Origin of the sequence: Pseudofrankia asymbiotica (assembly GCF_001983105.1) — a bacterium.
GTDB lineage: Bacteria > Actinomycetota > Actinomycetes > Frankiales > Frankiaceae > Pseudofrankia > Pseudofrankia asymbiotica.
This window is the reverse complement of record NZ_MOMC01000058.1, coordinates 1-16499: the sequence shown is the minus strand read 5'-3', so window position 1 is coordinate 16499 and position 16499 is coordinate 1. Positions and strand designations below refer to the sequence as shown.

14 protein-coding genes are annotated in these 16499 nt (G+C 68.8%); 8 read left to right on the top strand and 6 right to left on the bottom strand.

Annotated features, from left to right (window positions below):
- Positions 1-4: 4 nt before the first annotated feature.
- Both BL253_RS27300 and BL253_RS27295 read right to left on the bottom strand, forming a co-directional pair.
- On the bottom strand, positions 5-649 hold the full coding sequence (locus tag BL253_RS27300) for a TetR/AcrR family transcriptional regulator (protein WP_076820174.1): 645 nt from the start codon (positions 647-649) through the stop codon (positions 5-7).
- Between the two features lie 160 nt (positions 650-809).
- Complete coding sequence (locus BL253_RS27295; protein WP_476644126.1) at positions 810-1436, bottom strand: nuclear transport factor 2 family protein; 627 nt, start codon at positions 1434-1436, stop codon at positions 810-812.
- Positions 1437-1612: 176 nt separating this feature from the next.
- Here BL253_RS27295 and BL253_RS27290 point away from each other — a divergent pair, with 176 nt between their 5' ends.
- The 5 genes from BL253_RS27290 to car all read left to right on the top strand — a co-directional run bounded on the left by BL253_RS27290 (position 1613) and on the right by car (position 10081).
- Positions 1613-2275 carry a TetR/AcrR family transcriptional regulator gene (locus BL253_RS27290; RefSeq protein WP_076820173.1) on the top strand — a complete coding sequence of 221 codons (663 nt, stop codon included), beginning with the start codon at positions 1613-1615 and terminating at the stop codon, positions 2273-2275.
- A gap of 458 nt (positions 2276-2733) precedes the next feature.
- Positions 2734-3963, top strand: coding sequence for an ABC transporter substrate-binding protein (locus tag BL253_RS27285; RefSeq protein ID WP_241835197.1), 1230 nt, complete (start codon positions 2734-2736; stop codon positions 3961-3963).
- Positions 3964-4383: 420 nt separating this feature from the next.
- A complete protein-coding gene (locus BL253_RS27280) occupies positions 4384-5448 on the top strand; it encodes a sigma-70 family RNA polymerase sigma factor (protein WP_241835196.1) in 1065 nt (354 codons plus the stop codon).
- 84 nt (positions 5449-5532) lie between these two features.
- Positions 5533-6072, top strand: a complete 540-nt coding sequence (locus tag BL253_RS27275; protein ID WP_076820170.1) for a dihydrofolate reductase family protein — start codon at positions 5533-5535, stop codon at positions 6070-6072.
- 484 nt (positions 6073-6556) lie between these two features.
- Positions 6557-10081 carry a carboxylic acid reductase gene (gene car / locus BL253_RS44875; RefSeq protein ID WP_076820169.1) on the top strand — a complete coding sequence of 1175 codons (3525 nt, stop codon included), beginning with the start codon at positions 6557-6559 and terminating at the stop codon, positions 10079-10081.
- 25 nt (positions 10082-10106) lie between these two features.
- Here the strand turns inward: car and BL253_RS27265 are convergent, their stop codons facing one another.
- Both BL253_RS27265 and BL253_RS27260 read right to left on the bottom strand, forming a co-directional pair.
- Positions 10107-11300: a DUF1214 domain-containing protein gene (locus tag BL253_RS27265; protein WP_076820168.1), complete on the bottom strand. Its 1194-nt coding sequence runs from the start codon at positions 11298-11300 to the stop codon at positions 10107-10109.
- 4 nt (positions 11301-11304) lie between these two features.
- Complete coding sequence (locus BL253_RS27260) at positions 11305-12447, bottom strand: sulfotransferase family protein (RefSeq protein ID WP_076820167.1); 1143 nt, start codon at positions 12445-12447, stop codon at positions 11305-11307.
- A 196-nt stretch (positions 12448-12643) separates the two neighbouring features.
- On the opposite strand from BL253_RS27260, the gene BL253_RS27255 reads away from it, so the two are divergent.
- Positions 12644-13552, top strand: coding sequence for an acyl-CoA thioesterase (locus BL253_RS27255; RefSeq protein WP_241835195.1), 909 nt, complete (start codon positions 12644-12646; stop codon positions 13550-13552).
- Positions 13549-14121: a VOC family protein gene (locus tag BL253_RS27250; RefSeq protein WP_076820165.1), complete on the top strand. Its 573-nt coding sequence runs from the start codon at positions 13549-13551 to the stop codon at positions 14119-14121. The genes BL253_RS27255 and BL253_RS27250 overlap by 4 nt, the downstream gene beginning before the upstream one ends.
- A 90-nt stretch (positions 14122-14211) precedes the next feature.
- On the opposite strand, the gene BL253_RS27245 is transcribed toward BL253_RS27250, so the two are convergent.
- Positions 14212-14883, bottom strand: a complete 672-nt coding sequence (locus tag BL253_RS27245; RefSeq protein WP_076820164.1) for a GntR family transcriptional regulator — start codon at positions 14881-14883, stop codon at positions 14212-14214.
- A 104-nt stretch (positions 14884-14987) separates the two neighbouring features.
- Here BL253_RS27245 and BL253_RS27240 point away from each other — a divergent pair, with 104 nt between their 5' ends.
- On the top strand, positions 14988-15182 hold the full coding sequence (locus BL253_RS27240; protein ID WP_076820163.1) for a hypothetical protein: 195 nt from the start codon (positions 14988-14990) through the stop codon (positions 15180-15182).
- 124 nt (positions 15183-15306) lie between these two features.
- Here the strand turns inward: BL253_RS27240 and BL253_RS27235 are convergent, their stop codons facing one another.
- Complete coding sequence (locus BL253_RS27235) at positions 15307-15753, bottom strand: PPOX class F420-dependent oxidoreductase (protein ID WP_076820162.1); 447 nt, start codon at positions 15751-15753, stop codon at positions 15307-15309.
- Positions 15754-16499 lie beyond the last annotated feature (746 nt).

The following is a 16499-nucleotide window of genomic DNA, read 5'->3' as shown; positions in this document are numbered from 1 at the left end:
GACGTCAGCCGACCTGCTTCGTCGCCGACGTGGACGGAGTCGAGGGCGAGGACGAGGCAGGAGATGTGTGCTGGGGCTCAACCTGGTCCAGGTAGTGCTCGAGGAATTCGGCCGCTTCCGCGTGAGATGTCGACATGCCCACGGCGTCTTCGATGTGAATCATCCGAGGAGTGCTCGTCACGAGAAAGACGAGCGTCTCGGCGGAGACGGGGCCCAAGGGGCGTGAATAGTCGTTCGAGGAGCGGGCCAGAGCCTCCAGGGTCAGCTCGCGTACCTTCTCGCCGACCGCCGCGATCTCGGCTCTGATCGCTTTGCGGTGATTCGCGAGCGCTGTGAGCTCCGCTATGAGGACCGCGGCGTACCTGTTGTTGGAGAACTCCCAGAGTGCCCGCAGGGGCTGGTCGGTCCGGAGTGCGCTTACGAGCGCACCGACGGTCTCCTCGGTCCGGCGCCGGACCAGGGCGATGAACAGGTCGTCCAGGGCCGGGAAATAGTACTGGACGAGCCCTGGCGTCACTCCGGCCTTGGCGGCGAGGCCGCGGTAGGTGACGGCGGCGTAACCCTCGTCGAGCATGAGCCGTTCGGCGCTCTTCAACAGGAGGGCGCGCGTCCTCGAGGTCTCCGCGCCGACCCGGCGAGGTGTCGTCATCTGGCGCCTTTCAGGAGCGACTTTCAAAGATCGCCCACGTCCGGTGTGAGTTCCAGCCCTGGGTGATTCCCGATTCGCCATGCTACGCGGCGGTCGCGTATGGCCCCGGTCTGCTGGCGGCCGGCGGAGGCCTCGGCCAGCCCGGGCCGGCGGTGCGTTGTCACCAGCGGACGGCGGGCTCCGTGTCGAGGTTCAGCGGACGGGCATAGGAGAGGTCGCCGGTGTCCCACGTGCCTTTCAGGAATCCCTTGAAGGCACCTGAGTTCTGGAACGACGCGTCAGCGGTGAAGGCCCACTCGATCGTGCAGCGCCGCAGGACGATTTTCCACGCGCCGTCGCGGCGTTCGAGGCGGTCGAGGTAACGGCCGCCCATGAAGGCGAGAGTCCTGCCGTCCCTGCCTACCATGGTGCCGATGACGTAGCTCTCGGCGTGCGCCTCGTCGCCGTCGATCTCGCAGGTGTGGGTCGTGATGTTGTGCAGGTGGTCGGCGAACACCATGGAGTGCCGCGCGTTGGCCCATTCTCCGTAGGCGGCGCCGGTGTTCACGTCGGGGCCGTGCTCGTCGATCCCGTCGGCGGCGTAGACGCTCGCCATCAGGTCCGCGTCGTGCGTCGCGCGCTCCTCATCCGCGCCGGGCTTCAGAGCTCGCTGAGCTTCGGTTCCGTGCAGGTGTGGCCTGGAGGCGTGAGGCCGGGTTCGGCCCCGGAGGGGAGGCGGGAGCGGACGGCGCCGTCGGCGTCCGTTCGCCGCGGCAGGATCTTGCGTGACCAGCCATTTTGGTGGCATCATGCTGCCACCAAGTTGGCGGCGGAAGTCGAAGGGATCGGAGGTGGCGTGTGGTTTGACCGACCCGTCGGCGCCCTCGCGCGGTGGACGGCCCTTCGAGCTGTCGACCGGCTCGTGATCCGCTCGGCCTTCGCGGTGGTGGTGATCTAGGTCTGGGGCGATGAGACTCCGTCAGAATGAACCCTGTGACATCCGATGACGGCGACAGTCCGAAGCGCCAGCAGCGACGCTACGACAGTCCGGTCCGACGAGAGCAGGCGGCACAGACCCGGGAGCGGATCGTCGCGGCCGGATCCGCTCTGGTGCACGGTTTTCCCACCTGGGACTGGGGCGCACTGACGTTTCGGGCCGTGGCTGAGCGCGCGGGAGTCGGTCAGCGCACTGTGTTTCGGCATTTTCCTACCGAGCGCGATTTGCATGACGCTGTCATGCGCCGCCTCGAGGAGGAAGCTGGCGTCAGCTATGACGGACTCAAGCTGGATGGCATCGCCGATCTAACAGCGCACCTGTTCAGGGCCTTGTCGTCGTTCGCGGTGTCCAAGTGGTCGGGGACGGAGCCGCGGCAACCCACCCTGATAGCGCAGAATGACGTCAGGCATGAGGCGCTCTCCGACGCGATTGCTCGCTATACAAATGACTGGCCTGAGGAGCGCCGTAGGATGGCGACAGCGATCTTCGATGTGCTGTGGGGGGTACCCGCCTACGAATGCCTCGTAGCGCAGTGGAKCCTCGACAACGACCAGGCGACGCATGCCATCACCTGGGCTAYCAACGTGCTCGCCGAAGCCATTCGCTCCGGACATGGTCCCGCCGAACTCGCCGTCGACCCGACGGCGTGACGGACATCTGGAGCCACATGGAGCGACGAAGGTGAACCCGGCCCCGGTCGGCGAAACGCGGCTCTGAAGGTCTGCCTACCCCGGCCCGGTGGGGCGGCGTTGTCGTGAAGATCGCGCCGCACTCGTCATGGGGATCTGATGCGCCGCGAGCCCTCGACGCGGCCCCGGTGCCTGAAGGCGCGCGAGACCGGCGGACTCCGCACCGTTCGCCACGGCTGTTCGGCAGCTCAATGCGCTGGCCAGGAGAAATCGAACCAGGCGCCTGGCGAAGATTCCTACCCGCGATTGGCAGGTAGGCGGGCGGCCGATTGTTCTCTGGAGAAATTCTTAAAGTCGACCATCCAATCCGTCCTCTGGCAACGCTATAAGATGGGACAGATATGCCGCAGATCAAAGCTCGTAGCACCCGGCCATCGGCTAGATGGTCTGGACGTCGCCCGCGGCTCGCACTGTTAACTGTGCCCCTCGCGACCGTGGTCTTCCTCGCGTCCGCCTGCGGCGATGACAAAGCGCCCGCCGAGCCTGCCGCGTCAGGCTCGGCCTCGGCCGGCGCCGGCGTTCTCGGCGCGATGAACCCCGCCGAGGGCGATCCGATCAAGATCGGCATGGTCTCGGACGGCAAGTACCCGGCCGCCGACGCCTCCATCGAGGGCCGCGTGGCCGATGCGACAGTAAAGTGGATCAACGAGCGCCAGGGGGGCCTGGGCGGCAGGCCCATCCAGCTCGTGAAGTGCGAGGACCTGGGCGACCCGGCCAAGGCCGCGGACTGCGGCAATCGGATGGTCGAGGAGAACGTCGCCGCGGTCGTCATGGGAGGCCCGGCGTATCCCGATCCCATCTGGCAGCCGCTGCACGACAGCCACATACCGATGTTCTTCTACGGGGTGAGCAGCGCCAAGGTCCTCGCCGACCCGGCCTCGCACACCTTTTCGGACCCGGTCTTCAGTGTGGTGGGCATGCCCGCGGACCTCGCCAAGGAGAAGGGCGCCAAGAAGGTCTCGGCGATCGTGATTGACATTCCGGCGGCCGTGGATATCTACCGGACCCAGGCGCCCGCGGTCTACAGGGCAGCCGGTGTCGACTTCGAGTTGGTCACGGTCCCGCCGGACCAGGCCGACATGACGCCGCAGGCGCAGCGCATCGCGACCGACGGCACTGGGGTCGTCTTCGTGGTCGGCGGTGAGGCGTTCTGCACCGCTGCGTTCAACGCCCTGAGTACCGTCGGATACAAGGGMATCACCGCGAGTATTACCCAGTGCCTCGGTGACTCGACCCGCAAGGCAGTGTCAGGCAGCTTCCTGAAGGGCATGACCATCGGCGCCGCGGCTCCCATCGGCACCGATGACCCGTCGTTCACACTCTTCAAGACCGTCTCGGCGACCTACGGTCACGACATCGACACGGGCAACGGCACCGCTATCGGCATGTTCACCTCGATGGCGGGCTTCCGCGAAGCGCTCGAGGGGATCTCGGCGAACGACCTTACTCCGGCGGGCATCGAAACAGCCATCAGGAAGATGCCGGAGAAGGACCTCCCGGGTGCCGGTGGCGTGCGCTTCCGCTGCAACGGCAAAGCCAACCCGGCGCTGCCCGCGGTCTGCGTGCGTGGTGGTCTGACCACTATCCTCGATGAGAAGGGTCAGCCGACCAGTTACAAGCCGCTCGGCCAGTCGCCGATCGAGGACTGACCGCTCCTTTCGCGACCGGTACCTGTCAGCGTCCCGCGGTGGCCGCACCGTGCCTTTCGACACCGTGCCTTTCGACACAGGTGGCGGTCACCACGGGACGCTGATCCTGCTCCGAGAGACGTCGGGGCTTGTCCTGGCCGGGTGTCCCACGGCGGGTTCGTCGCGAGAATGCCTGAGGAGCAGCGAATTTCTCCGGCCGGTTGGTACCGCGGCCGACAAGATAGGCCCGCTAGCTTGATCGTCGTCTTAGCCCTGACGAGTCGACCAATGACGAGTCAGCCGGTTCGACGACGACCTGCCTCCGATCAACTCCCATACGCGGGTCGGCGCGGCGCGATCTGTCGTAGCGTCGCGGCCAGGGCAGGGCGGTGGGAGTGAGGATGGGACGGAGGCGGCTTGGTGGGCGCCGACGATGACGATGTGACCGTGGCTGCCGCGCGCGGGGGCGACGAGTCGGCGTTCGCGGCGCTCGTCGAACGCCACCGGCGGGAGCTGCTGGTGCACTGCTACCGGATGCTGGGCTCGTTCGACGAGGCGGAGGATCTGGTACAGGAGACGTTCCTGCGTGCGTGGAAGAACCTCGAGGGCTTCGAGGGCCGCTCCACGTTGCGGGCCTGGCTGTACAAGATCGCGACGAACGCGTGCCTCGACGCCCTGGACGGCCGGGCACGCCGGGTGCTGCCGTACCACCTGGCGCCGCCGGCCGATCCGAGCGTCGGCGAGGCGGCCCGGACGGATGTCGCGTGGCTGCAGCCGTTCGCGGACCGGCTGTGGGAGCCGCTCGCGCCGGGCGAGACCCAGCCGGATGCGGTGGTGATCGCCAGGGAGACGATCGAGCTGGCGTTCCTGGCCGCGATCCAGCACCTGCCACCCCGGCAGCGGGCCGTGCTGATCCTGCGCGACGTGTTGGGCTGGCCGGCGAAGGAGACCGCGTCGCAGCTGTCGGGCAGCGTGGCGTCGGTCAACAGCGCGTTGCAGCGAGCCCGAGCCACGTTGCGGGAGCACCTGCCCGAGCACCGGCTGGACTGGGCGCCAGCCACGCAGCCRACGGAGCAGGAGCGGGCCGTGCTGCGCCGCTACATGGACGCGGTGGAGCGCGCCGACCTGGCCGCTGTCGCCGATCTGCTGGCCGCGGACGTGCGGGCCATGATGCCGCCCTACCCGATGTGGTTCCAGGGGCGGGAGGCGGTCATGGCCGGGCTCACGACGAGTTGGGACCCGGGCTCACCGCACTACGTGGGCCGGTTCCGGATGGTCGCGACCCAGGCCAATCGGCAACCGGCGGTGGCGGCCTACGTCCGGCTCCCCGCCGATCCCGCCTACCGTGCCTTCGCCGTCGCCGTACTGAGGATCGAGGCCGGCGGGATCACCGAGCTCACCGCCTTCCACGACCCGGGCCTCTTCCGGGCGTTCGCCCTGCCGACGCTGCTCCCGCCGGACGGGGCGGCGAGCATGCCGGGGGGTCCGCCGCCGCCTCGCGGGTGAGCCAGAGGCAGCCCACCGATGAGTTTTCCGTCCACCGCCGTCTCAACAGGGGTCTCGCCGAGTTGATCCAGACGGAGGTAGATCATGGCTAAGTTGCTCTACTCGGCCACCATGTCGCTGGACGGCTTCATCGCCGGGCCTGGCGGCGACATGTCCTGGCTGACCCGATACCTCGGGCCCAACCCGACCGTGGACGAGCTGATCGGTCAGATCGGTGCGCTGCTCGTCGGCCGCCGCACCTTCGGAGGCGACGATCCGAACCGGGGCACGGAGAAGGAAGGCGCCTTCAGCGGGCAGTGGCACGGACCGCAGTTCGTGCTGACCCACCACGCGCCGGAGGTCCCGGTGCCGGACACCACCTTCGTCGGTGACCTGGAGAGCGGTATCGCCGCCGCGCGGGCGGCCGCGGGGGACAAGTACATCAACGTCCTCGGTGCCAGTGTGGGCGCGCAGTGCCTGGACGCGGGCGTGGTCGACGAGATCCTGGTGCTCATCGCGCCGGTCCTGCTCGGCGACGGGGTCCGTCTGTTCGAGCGCCCGGGCGGGACTGACGTCAAGCTCGAGCGCATCAGCCTGACCCACGCGCCCCAGGCGACGAACCTCTGGTTCCGCGTCGTCGGGTAGGCCGCCGCGGACCGGCGGACCGTGCGGCTCGCGCGCTGGTCGGCCGCGTGGCGGCAGTCGGACCCGCGTTCTGGCACGGTACAGGGCGAGATTTACCGGAATATTCTGGACGGAGCCTGGCCTCGGATTATCGCCGGTGTGATCGTCCGCCGGTCTCCGAAATAGAAAAATGCCCCCGAGCTGGCGGAACCAGGCCTGCTGAGGACCTGAATCGACCGGACCATGGAGGACGTTCATGGTGCGGCGTACTGGTGTCTACCCGTCGGGAACGGGCGCCGCTCGCCGCACCAGCTTTACGATGCATCTTGGCGGTGCGATTCGGTGAGGGCAGCGTCATCGTGCGGACACGTGTTGACTCACAGATGCTCGCACCGGCCTGCAGCACAGGTTACCGCATGGGCATGYGAGATAGGTGGTGCTAACGCACACGGTGTCGGGCGCGAAGGCGTGCCGTCCGTTTCCCCGGGAGAGTGCAGGAGCCGCTATGTCGACAGGTAGCCGCGAAGAACGGCTTGCGCGCCGGGTCGCCGATTTGTACGCCACCGACCGGCAGTTCGCCGATGCYCGGCCCAGCGAGGCAATCACAGAGGCGATCGGGCGACCCCGGCTACGACTTCGCCAGATCGTGCAAACCGTCATGGAGGGTTACGCGGATCGGCCCGCTCTCGGGCAGCGCGCCGTTCATTTCGTTACCGATCCGGAGACCGGCCGCACGTCACTGGAACTGTTGTCCCGGTTGGGCACCGTCACCTATCGTGAGCTGTGGGACCGCGCATCGGCGGTCGCCGGCGCGCTGGCAGGCGATCCGGTGCGACCCGGTGATCGTGTCTGTATCCTCGGCTTCACCAGCGTCGACTACACGACCGTCGAGCTGGCGCTGATCCAGCTCGGCGCGGTGGCGGTTCCGCTGCAGACCAGGGCGCCGGTCTCCCAACTGCGTTCCGCTGTCGCCGAGACCGGGCCGACCGTGATCGCCGCCAGCGTCGAGGATCTCGCCGACGCCGTTCAACTGGTGCTGACCGGACATGCTCCGGCACGGCTGGTCGTGTTCGACTACCACCCTGAGGTGGATGACCAGCGCGAGGCGGTCGACATCACGCGGTCGCGGTTGGCGCAGGCGGGCAGCCCGGTGATCGTGGAAACGCTGGCCGACCTCGTTGAGCGCGGAAAGGCGCTACCGGCCGGACCGGTCACGGTTGCCGATGAGGACGATCCGTTGACGTTGCTGATCTACACCTCCGGCAGCACCGGCGCTCCCAAGGGGGCCATGTACCCCGAGCGCCTGGTCGCCAATATGTGGCGCGGGCCGTCCAGGGCGGCGTGGGGCCAAAACGGGGACGAGCCCGCGATCACGCTGAGCTTCATGCCGATGAGCCACGTGATGGGCCGCCAGATCCTGTACGGGACGCTCGGCAACGGCGGCACCGCCTATTTCGCCGCCAGAAGCGATCTGTCGACCCTGCTGGAAGATCTCGTGCTGGTGCGGCCCACCCAGTTGATCTTTGTGCCACGAATCTGGGAGATGTTGTCCCAGGAGTTCCAGAACGAGCTCGACCGGCAGTCGTCCAACGGCGCGGATCGGGCGGTGCTCGAAGCCCAGGTGATGCTCGAGCAGCGAGAGCACCTGCTCGGCGGGCGGTTCGTCTCGGCGCTGACGGGCTCGGCACCGATCTCAGCCGAGCTGAAGGCGTTCGTCGAGTCCTACCTGGACCTGCATCTGCTGGAAGGCTACGGCTCGACCGAGGTCGGTTTCGTCTTCATCGACGGCCAGGTGCAACGTCCACCGGTGATGGACTACAAGCTCGTGGACGTCCCCGACCTCGGCTATTTTCACACTGACCACCCGCACCCGCGGGGGGAGCTGCTCGTCAAGTCGGACGACGCGTTTCCCGGCTACTACCACCGGCCGGACGTCACCGCCGAGGTGTTCGACCCGGACGGCTACTACCGCACCGGGGACATCGTCACCGAGGTCGGTCCCGATCAGCTCGTGTATCTCGACCGGCGAAACAACGTGCTGAAGCTCTCGCAGGGCGAGTTCGTGACCGTGTCGAAGGTGGAGGCGGTGCTCGGCGGCAGCCCGCTGGTCGGGCAGATCTACGTCTATGGCAACAGCGCACGCTCCTACCTGCTGGCGGTCGTCGTGCCCACCGAGGAGGCGTTGTCGCGCAGCGGGGGCGATGTCGCGTCGCTGAAGTCGCCGATCAGTGACTCGTTGCAGGATGTCGCCAGAACCGCTGGCCTGCAGTCCTATGAGATCCCGCGCGACTTCATCCTCGAGACGGAGGCGTTCACGCTTGAGAACGGCCTGCTCACCGGCATTCGCAAGCTGGCGCGGCCGAGGCTCAAGGAGCACTACGGTGATCGACTGGAACAGCTTTACACCGAGCTGGCCGCCGGGCAGGCCAGGGAGCTGCGCGCACTGCGCCAGCGCGGTGCCGACGGCCCGGTGCTCGAGACCGTGTGCCGGGCCGCGGGCGCGCTGCTGGGCGCGGAGGCTGGCGAGCTGGGTCCCGGGACGAGCTTCATCGACCTGGGCGGAGACTCCCTCTCGGCATTGACGTTCGCCAACCTGCTGCGGGAGATCTTCACGCTCGACGTGCCGGTGGGGGTGATCGTGAGTCCGRCCACCGATCTGCAGGCCCTCGCCGACTACATCGAGGCAGAACGCACGTCCGGCACGCGGCGGCCCACGTTTGCCACGGTGCACGGCCGCGACGCCGTCGAGGTGCACGCCAGTGACCTGTCGCTGGACAAGTTCATCGACGTCAGGACGCTGACCACCGCCCCGACGCTGCCACGTCCGAGTGCCCAGGTGCGGACGGTCCTGTTGACCGGGGCGACAGGCTTCCTAGGCCGTTTCCTGGCTCTGGAGTGGCTGGAACGGCTGGCGTTTGTCGGCGGCACCCTGATCTGCCTGGTGCGGGCCAAGGACGACGCCGCAGCGCGTGAACGCCTGGACAAGACCTTCGACAGCGGCGATCCGGAGTTGCTGCGGCATTACCGGGAGCTGGCCGCCGATCATCTGGAGGTCATCGCCGGTGACAAGGGCGAGGCGGACCTCGGCCTGAGTCCGCGAACGTGGCAGCGGTTGACCGACACCGTCGACCTGATCGTCGACGCCGCCGCGCTGGTCAACCATGTCCTGCCCTACAGCCAGTTGTTCGCCCCCAACGCGCTGGGCACCGCCGAACTGATCCGCGTCGCGGTCACCACGAGACTGAAGCAGTACGTCTACGTGTCGACCGTCGGCGTGGGCGACCAGATCCAGCCCTCGGCCTTCACCGAGGCAGCCGACATCCGGGTGATCAGCGCGACGCGGACGATCGACGACAGCTACGCGAACGGATACGGGAACAGCAAATGGGCGGGCGAGGTCCTGTTGCGGGAGGCTCACGATCTCTGTGGCCTGCCGGTCACCGTCTTCCGGTGCGACATGATCCTCGCGGACGCCAAGTACGTCGGTCAGCTCAACGTGCCCGACATGTTCACCCGGCTGATGCTGAGCCTGGTCGCCACGGGCATCGCGCCCGGCTCGTTCTACCGGACCGACATTGAAGGAAACCGGCAGAGAGCCCACTTCGACGGGCTGCCCGTCGATTTCATCGCCGAAGCGATCGCCACCCTCGGCCAACGGCCGGAAGGCGGGTTCGAGACCTACCACGTCCTGAACCCCCACGACGACGGCATCGGACTCGACGAATACGTCGACTGGCTCATCGACGCCGGGTACGCGATTGAACGGATCCCCGACTACGGCGCCTGGCTGCGGCGGTTCGACACGACCATGCGTGCCCTGCCCGAACAGCAGCGCCAGCACTCGCTACTGCCCCTGCTGCACAACTACCAGCAACCCGGGAAGCCGATCCGCGGATCCATCGCGCCGGCCCAGTGCTTCCGCGCCGCGGTGCAGGCGGCGAACATCGGCCCGGACAAGGACATCCCGCACGTCTCGGCGCCGATCATCGTCAAGTACATCACGGACCTGCACCTGCTCGGACTGCTGTGAGAGCGCCGGACCGCGTCCACCAGGTTCACCAGATCCGCCGAAGCTGCGCGCCCTCACGTCGGATCCGCAGCTGCCGCGCCCGCTCGGCCGGCGTGACCAGCACGGTGTCGGCCGGGAGGTGCCCGAGCACCTCGGCGACGGGCACCCTGGTCACGGTGGCGTCGGGATACTCGTCGGCCCGGTAGAAGCGGGCCTGGAGGATTCCCCAGGGGAAGTCGGCCTTGTCGAGCCAGTTGTGCACGCCGGGATCCCGCTTCGAGACGACCCCGCGGAACCAGCCGTCGGAGTCGACCCGCGCCTGCACGTCGTTGAGGCTGGACTGGCGGTTCACCCAGTCGACGGTGGAGAACCGGTCGTCGGCGACGAGGATCTGCCAGTAGTGGCATTCGGCCGGCACCGGGAACTCGACGATGAGAGCCTCGTCGTCGGCGATCTGGTGGATGCCGTCGTAGTAGGCCTGCTTCGCCAGGCCGCCGGCGTCCTCGATCCACTGGGAGCGCAGCAGGACGTTGATGCCGTGGTGCTCCCGGTAGTACCGGACGAGCTTCATGTCGAACTGGATCATTCCGTCGATCCAGGTGGCCATGTCCGAGAAGCGGCTGGCGATCTCGGCCGGGGTCATGTCCGCGCCGGGGTCGTCGAGGCGGTTGATGGCGACCCGGGCGTCCTGCTCGCCGATCCAGTCGCAGGAGCACTTGCGCATGAGCAGCTTGTGGGCGCGCGGGTCGAGGTGCCACCAGTCGCCGGTGTGGCCGTCCGGGCGCTCGGCGCTCAGCGTCACCCGGAAGGAGCCGTCGTCGCCGGTCGTGAGCTCGTCGAGGTCGTTGGTGAGCCGCAGCGGCGGCCCCTCCCGGCGCTCGAAGTTCTTCATGCCGGTCATCGGCCGTTCCTGCTGCGTGATCTCCACGAACCGGGTCGTGCCGCGGAAGCCGGAGATCTCGTAGACGCCCCGCGGGTCGATCTCCGTCGTCAGGTAGACGTAGTCGGGGTTCGGGCCGCCCTGGTTGCAGGCGTAGTTCCACTGCGGCATGAACACCGGCCGGCGCTCGTCGGTGTAGACCCGGCAGAGATATCCGCAGGCGAGGATGGACAGGGCGAGCTTGTTCATGTCCTGCGTCTCGGCCTCGGTCGCGCCGTCGGGCCGCCAGGCGGCGATGAGGTTCTCGCCCACGCCCTCGAGTGCCCGCATCTGGTCGGTCCAGGTGGGAAGCGCGGTCATCGCCTCAGCCCTCCAGAGCCACGTCGAAGTGCCGGATGTAGAAGTCGTAGTCGGACCGGATCTGGGCGGCGCTCAGGCCGAACTGTTCGGCGGTGTACCGGTGCGTGCCCGCGGCGCCCATCCGGTTGGCCTGCTGCCAGCCGAGGATCGCCTGCTCGACGTCGGGTGTCAGGTCCAGGCCGAGCCAGGCGTAGATCCGCCGGATCGTCCCCTTCGGGTCGGCCACGAGGTCGCGGTGGTGGACGTCGAGGAACCGGTCCTCGCCGACCAGCGACCGGGCCCTGATCGCGTGCTCCATGCCCTCGCGCAGGTGCTCGCTGATCTCGCGGCCGAGCGCGCGCAGGTCCCGCTCGCCGTCGGCCGGCGGCAGGATCGACGAGACCAGGCTGGTGTAGGACGGCACCACCTTGGCCGGGTCGCGGTGCGTCATGACGAACCGCATGTCCGGGTAGGCCGCCGCCAGCGCGTCGAGGTGGAACTTGTGGTGCGGCGCCTTGAACAGCCACAGGTCGGGCGGGCGGCGCGACCCGAGCAGCTTCACCACGCGGCGGTGGTAGCGGTACGTCTCGGTGAGGTCGGCCTGGCGCCACCAGTCCCAGTAGCCGCGCACCGGCAGCGTCATCTGCTGGCCGTGGAAGGCCATTCCGAGGAGCTCGGTGTCCTCCATCGTGGCGTCGACCTCGACGGTGTGCTTCGCCCGGTGCTCCGCCGACCGGCGCTCCTGCATGGCGACGAACTCGGCTCGTCTGGGGTCGTTCGCCTCGTCGCCTCCGGTCGGYGGCGGGACGGGCCGTGTCTGCTCCCAGCCCCGCAGGCAGCGGAACCGGGGGTCGAGGGACATCATGTCGGCGAGGGCGGTCGTTCCCGTGCGCGGCAGGCCGTTGATATCGACCGGCCCGCGCACCGGAACGTCGTCGACCTCGGGATGATCGCCGTACCAGGCCTCGACCTCGAGGCGGTTGACGAGCCGCCGGCGGAAGTCCGCCAGCACGGCCGCGTCGGCGTCCGGGCTCAGGTCACCGTCGCGCCCGAGGCTGTCGAGCAGGACGGTGAGCCCCTCGCGGAAGTCGCCGGGGCCGAAGTCGGACAGGCCGGCCTGCTCGGCCGCGGCCGCCAGCAGCTCCTCGGCACAGGGGTAGCGTCCCATCGGCTCAGCCCGCCTTCACGCGGTCGGGGTACATGTGCGCGGCCATACGGCGGAAGCCGTCGCGCCAGTCGACCTGGCAGGGGCCGGTGAGAGCGGTCCGTGCGGTGTGGTCTCCGAACATCCCGCGCTCCTCGTCCCAGGGATCGGCCTTCCAAGGATCTCTGATCTTTGATCCATGATGCATTAGGCTAGCCGGGTGCACCCCCCAGCGCATCCCCACCTCGAAGCCGCGATGCTCGACGGTCTCGACGCCCTCGTCGGGGCGCTCGAGCCGCGGGAGCTCGCCGAGGACCGGTTCCGGGTACCGCCCGACGCCGTCCGCACCCCCGGGCGTGTCCTCGGCGGCCAGCTGCTCGCCCAGGCGCTCGTCGCGGCCGGCCGCTCGGTGAGCGGGAAGGCCCCGCACTCGCTGCACGCGGCGTTCGTCCGAGCGGGCACCCCCGGCCGCCCGCTCGAGCTGGCCGTCGAGCGCGTGCGGGACGGGCGCTCGATGTCCACCCGTCAGGTCTCGGTGCTGGAGGACGGCAAGCCGCTGCTCGTCGCGATCGTGTCGTTCCACGGCGGGGCCGCCGAGCCCGGGCCCGGCGTCGCGCCCCCCGCCGCGGCGGTGGCGCCGCCCGAGGACCTGCCGTCCCTGCAGCAGTGGGCCGACCAGCTGCCCGCCGACCTGCGGAAGTACGGCCGGCACTGGATCGAGCAGCCGCCGCCGATCGAGCTGCGCCTGGGCGAGCCGCCGGCCTTCCTCGGCGGGCCCCGGACCGGCCTGACCAGGTCGCACTGGATGCGGCTGCCAGGCCCGGTCGGCGACGATCCGTTGCTGCACACGGCGCTGCTCGCCTACGCCAGCGACTTCCTCCTCATGGACATGGCCTTCCGGGCGCATCCCGCCGACGCCGGCCCGGGCCGGTCCAACGGCCTGAGCCTCGACCACGGCATCTGGTTCCACCGGCCGGCGCGCTTCGACCGCTGGCATCTGCACACCCAGGACGTGCTCGCCGTCGTGGGCAACCGGGGCCTCGTCCGCGGGACGATCCACGACGCCGACGGCCAGCTCGTCGCCACCGCCATGCAGGAGGTCCTCGTGCTCCCGGTGAGCGCACCATGAGCCCCATCGACCACGCGCTCTTCCAGCAGCCGGCTCCCGAGGGGGAGTACCGCTTCTTCCAGCTGGGATTCCTCGTCGACGACGTGCTCGCCGCCGCGGACAGATGGGTCCGGGTCTTCGGCGTCGGCCCGTTCAACGTCATGCCCCCCATCGACCAGCGCGCGACGTACCGCGGCACCGAGGCCACGATCACCATTCAGGTCGCGGTCGCGCAGGCCGGCCCGGTGCAGATCGAGCTGATCCAGCAGCTCTGCGACCGCCCCAGCGTGTACCGGGAGTGGAGCCGCGACGGTACCCACGCGTTCCACCAGCTCGCCACGGTGACCCCCGACTACGACGGGAAGAAGGCCCACTACGAGGCGCTGGGCTACGAGATCGCCGCCGAGAGCCTGTCCGGCAGGTTCCGCGTCGCCTTCATCGACACGACCGCGGACTTCGGGTTCTACACCGAGGTGGTCGAAGGCACCCCCGGATTCCTGGCCAATCTGGGCAAGATCGCCCGGGCGTCCGCGGCCTGGGACGGCAGCGACCCCGTTCGCCTGCTCGGCCCCGACGGAAGGGCTCGATGAGCTTGTGCCCCCGGCCGCCCGGCCGCCCGGCCGCCCGTCAGCTCCCGGCGGGCCTGATGCCGGATCCCGGTATCAGGCTCTGTCGCGGGGTCAGGCTCTGTCGCTGAGCACGCCTCGTCGTTCGAGCTCCGCCACCACGCTGCGGCCGGCGTCGCGGAAGTCGTCGACCCGGAAACGGGCCGCCTTCTCGCCGTCGCCGGCGGCGATGGCGCGCACGACGCGGGCGTGCGCGTCGACGGTCTCGTCGTGACTGCGGTTGCCGCTGATGCGGAACACGAGCGGCAGGAATCCGGTGAAGGCCCGCAGCTCGGCACGGAGACGACGCGAACCGCCGGCCCGGTGCTCGGTGATGAGGATCGTGCGGACGACCTCGACCACGCGGTCCCGGTCGCCCGGCGGGGCCGCGCGAAGCTCGTCGACCAGGCCTTCGAGCCGCGCGATCACGTCGCGGTCCTGTTCCTCGGCCAGCCGGCGGACGGCGACACCGCTGAGCATGCCGATGATCTCGAAGTCGTCGATGATCGACTTGGTGTCGAACGGCTCGACGAAGACCCCCCGGTGATACGTCGAGGAGACGATGCCGTCCCGCTCCAGCATCACGATGGCCTCACGGACCGGGAGACGGCTCACGTCCAGTTCCCGACACAGTTCGCCGAGATCGATCCGATCACCCGACTTGAAGCGCCCCTCGAAGATCTGCTCCAGGACGTAGTCGACGACGGCCGCGCTCGTCTTGTTTCGAGGGATGGGACGGGGAGYCACGGCGGGGAATCCTTGTCGGGACCGACGGTCGTGCCGAGCCCGGAGCCTCGCGCACTGGAGTTTGCCTGCTCGGCCGAACGTACCACGGATCTTGAAGTAGGCAGGTGACGGCGACGGCCACCCGCGGCGGTAGGCGGCGCAGGCTCGGCGTTGACACGACCTGCGCGATCGTCGGCGGCGTCGTCGCCGCGCATGTCGGAGCCCAGGGCCTGCCCGGCCACTGGCGCGCCACCTGCGAGCCCCTTCCCGACTGGGCCGAGACGGTCTGCGTCCCAGCCGGCAGGACAGGCGACCGGTAGCCCTTCCGCGATGTCCAGATTGGTCGACGGAGACGATCATGGCTGACCCCAGACCAACGTCATCCGTGTGCGCGATACGTGGTTTCTTGAACGCGAGCCCGTCCGCGGCCTTCGCCGGGTGTTTTCACGGGGCGGAGACATCGCGCGAGTCGTACCCCTGCATATGCGGCGGACGTCMAGGCCCGGCCGGCACGAACTCCCCGATGTTCCAGCTGATGATCCGGTGCGGTCGCAGTCGGAGCGTCTCTCGGCTGAAGCCGGGGATGAGAGGCGGGTCCTGGGTCACGATCTCGATGCGGCCGCGGATCTCGATGCCTCGCCCGGTCTGCCCGATCGGGTTGGGAACGTCGGACTGGTCGTCGACCACGAACGAGACTCTCGGGCTGGCCGTGACGTTCCGAAACTTCTGGCTCCTGCCGAGATCAGGGCCGCCGATCTCGATGACGTCGCTGTCGGGGTCCACCCGGAAGGCGACGGGGTGGACCTGTGGGGCGCCGTCAGGGCCGATGGTCGCCAGCCGTCCGAGCGGACGCCCGGAGAGGTACCTCAGCTCGGAGCCCGTGAAGATCATGCTCTCAGCCTAAAAGCTGAACGTAGGTTGAGGTCAAGGACTTCGAACCGGCGACTGCCACGGAACTGAGGCGGTCTCGTCGGGACGAGGAGTCGGTGCCGCGGGCGGGCGTGCGGATTCTCGATGGGGAACTACTCCGCGGCTCGATGACCGCGTGGGTGTGCACGGTTCATTCCGGTTCGGTGACGTCCGTTGTCCTGCGGGATTGGGCGGGGTAGGCAGGCGCCGGCCCGCCGTTCGGCGAGGTCGACCTCGGTGGTGGGACAGTCAGTCCGTCCCGGAAGGGTTGCTGCCCGATCGCGGTACCGACCGGTCCCGAGAAGTTTCCGCTCTGGACGCATGAGACGCGCAGCGGTTCCGGATGCTGGTCATCCCTGAAGGAGCGGGGCCGGTCAAGACGATGCTGGGATCTGTTTTGGCTGGTTGTGGGCGTGCGGGGGTTGGCCGCCGTGGGGTCGGCGGCGTGTGGGAGGGGCAGGCAGCTGTGCCTGCCGTTGTGTGCTGCCCGCGGGTTCGCAGAGGCTCCGGGGTCAGGGCCCGTGGGCCCCGGAGGGGACCCGGTCGCCGTAGGCGATGCGTGAGCAGCCTTGACGCTGGAGGGGCGGGCCCGCACGCTGCGTCGCGGACCCCACGGCGGCCGGCCGGGTGACCGAGATTTGGCGTGGGGTTTGGGTGCGGCCGTCAGGCCGCTCGACTGCTGTATGTGTCTGAACTGGGAAACGGTTTCCTTTCAGACGGGTAGGGGT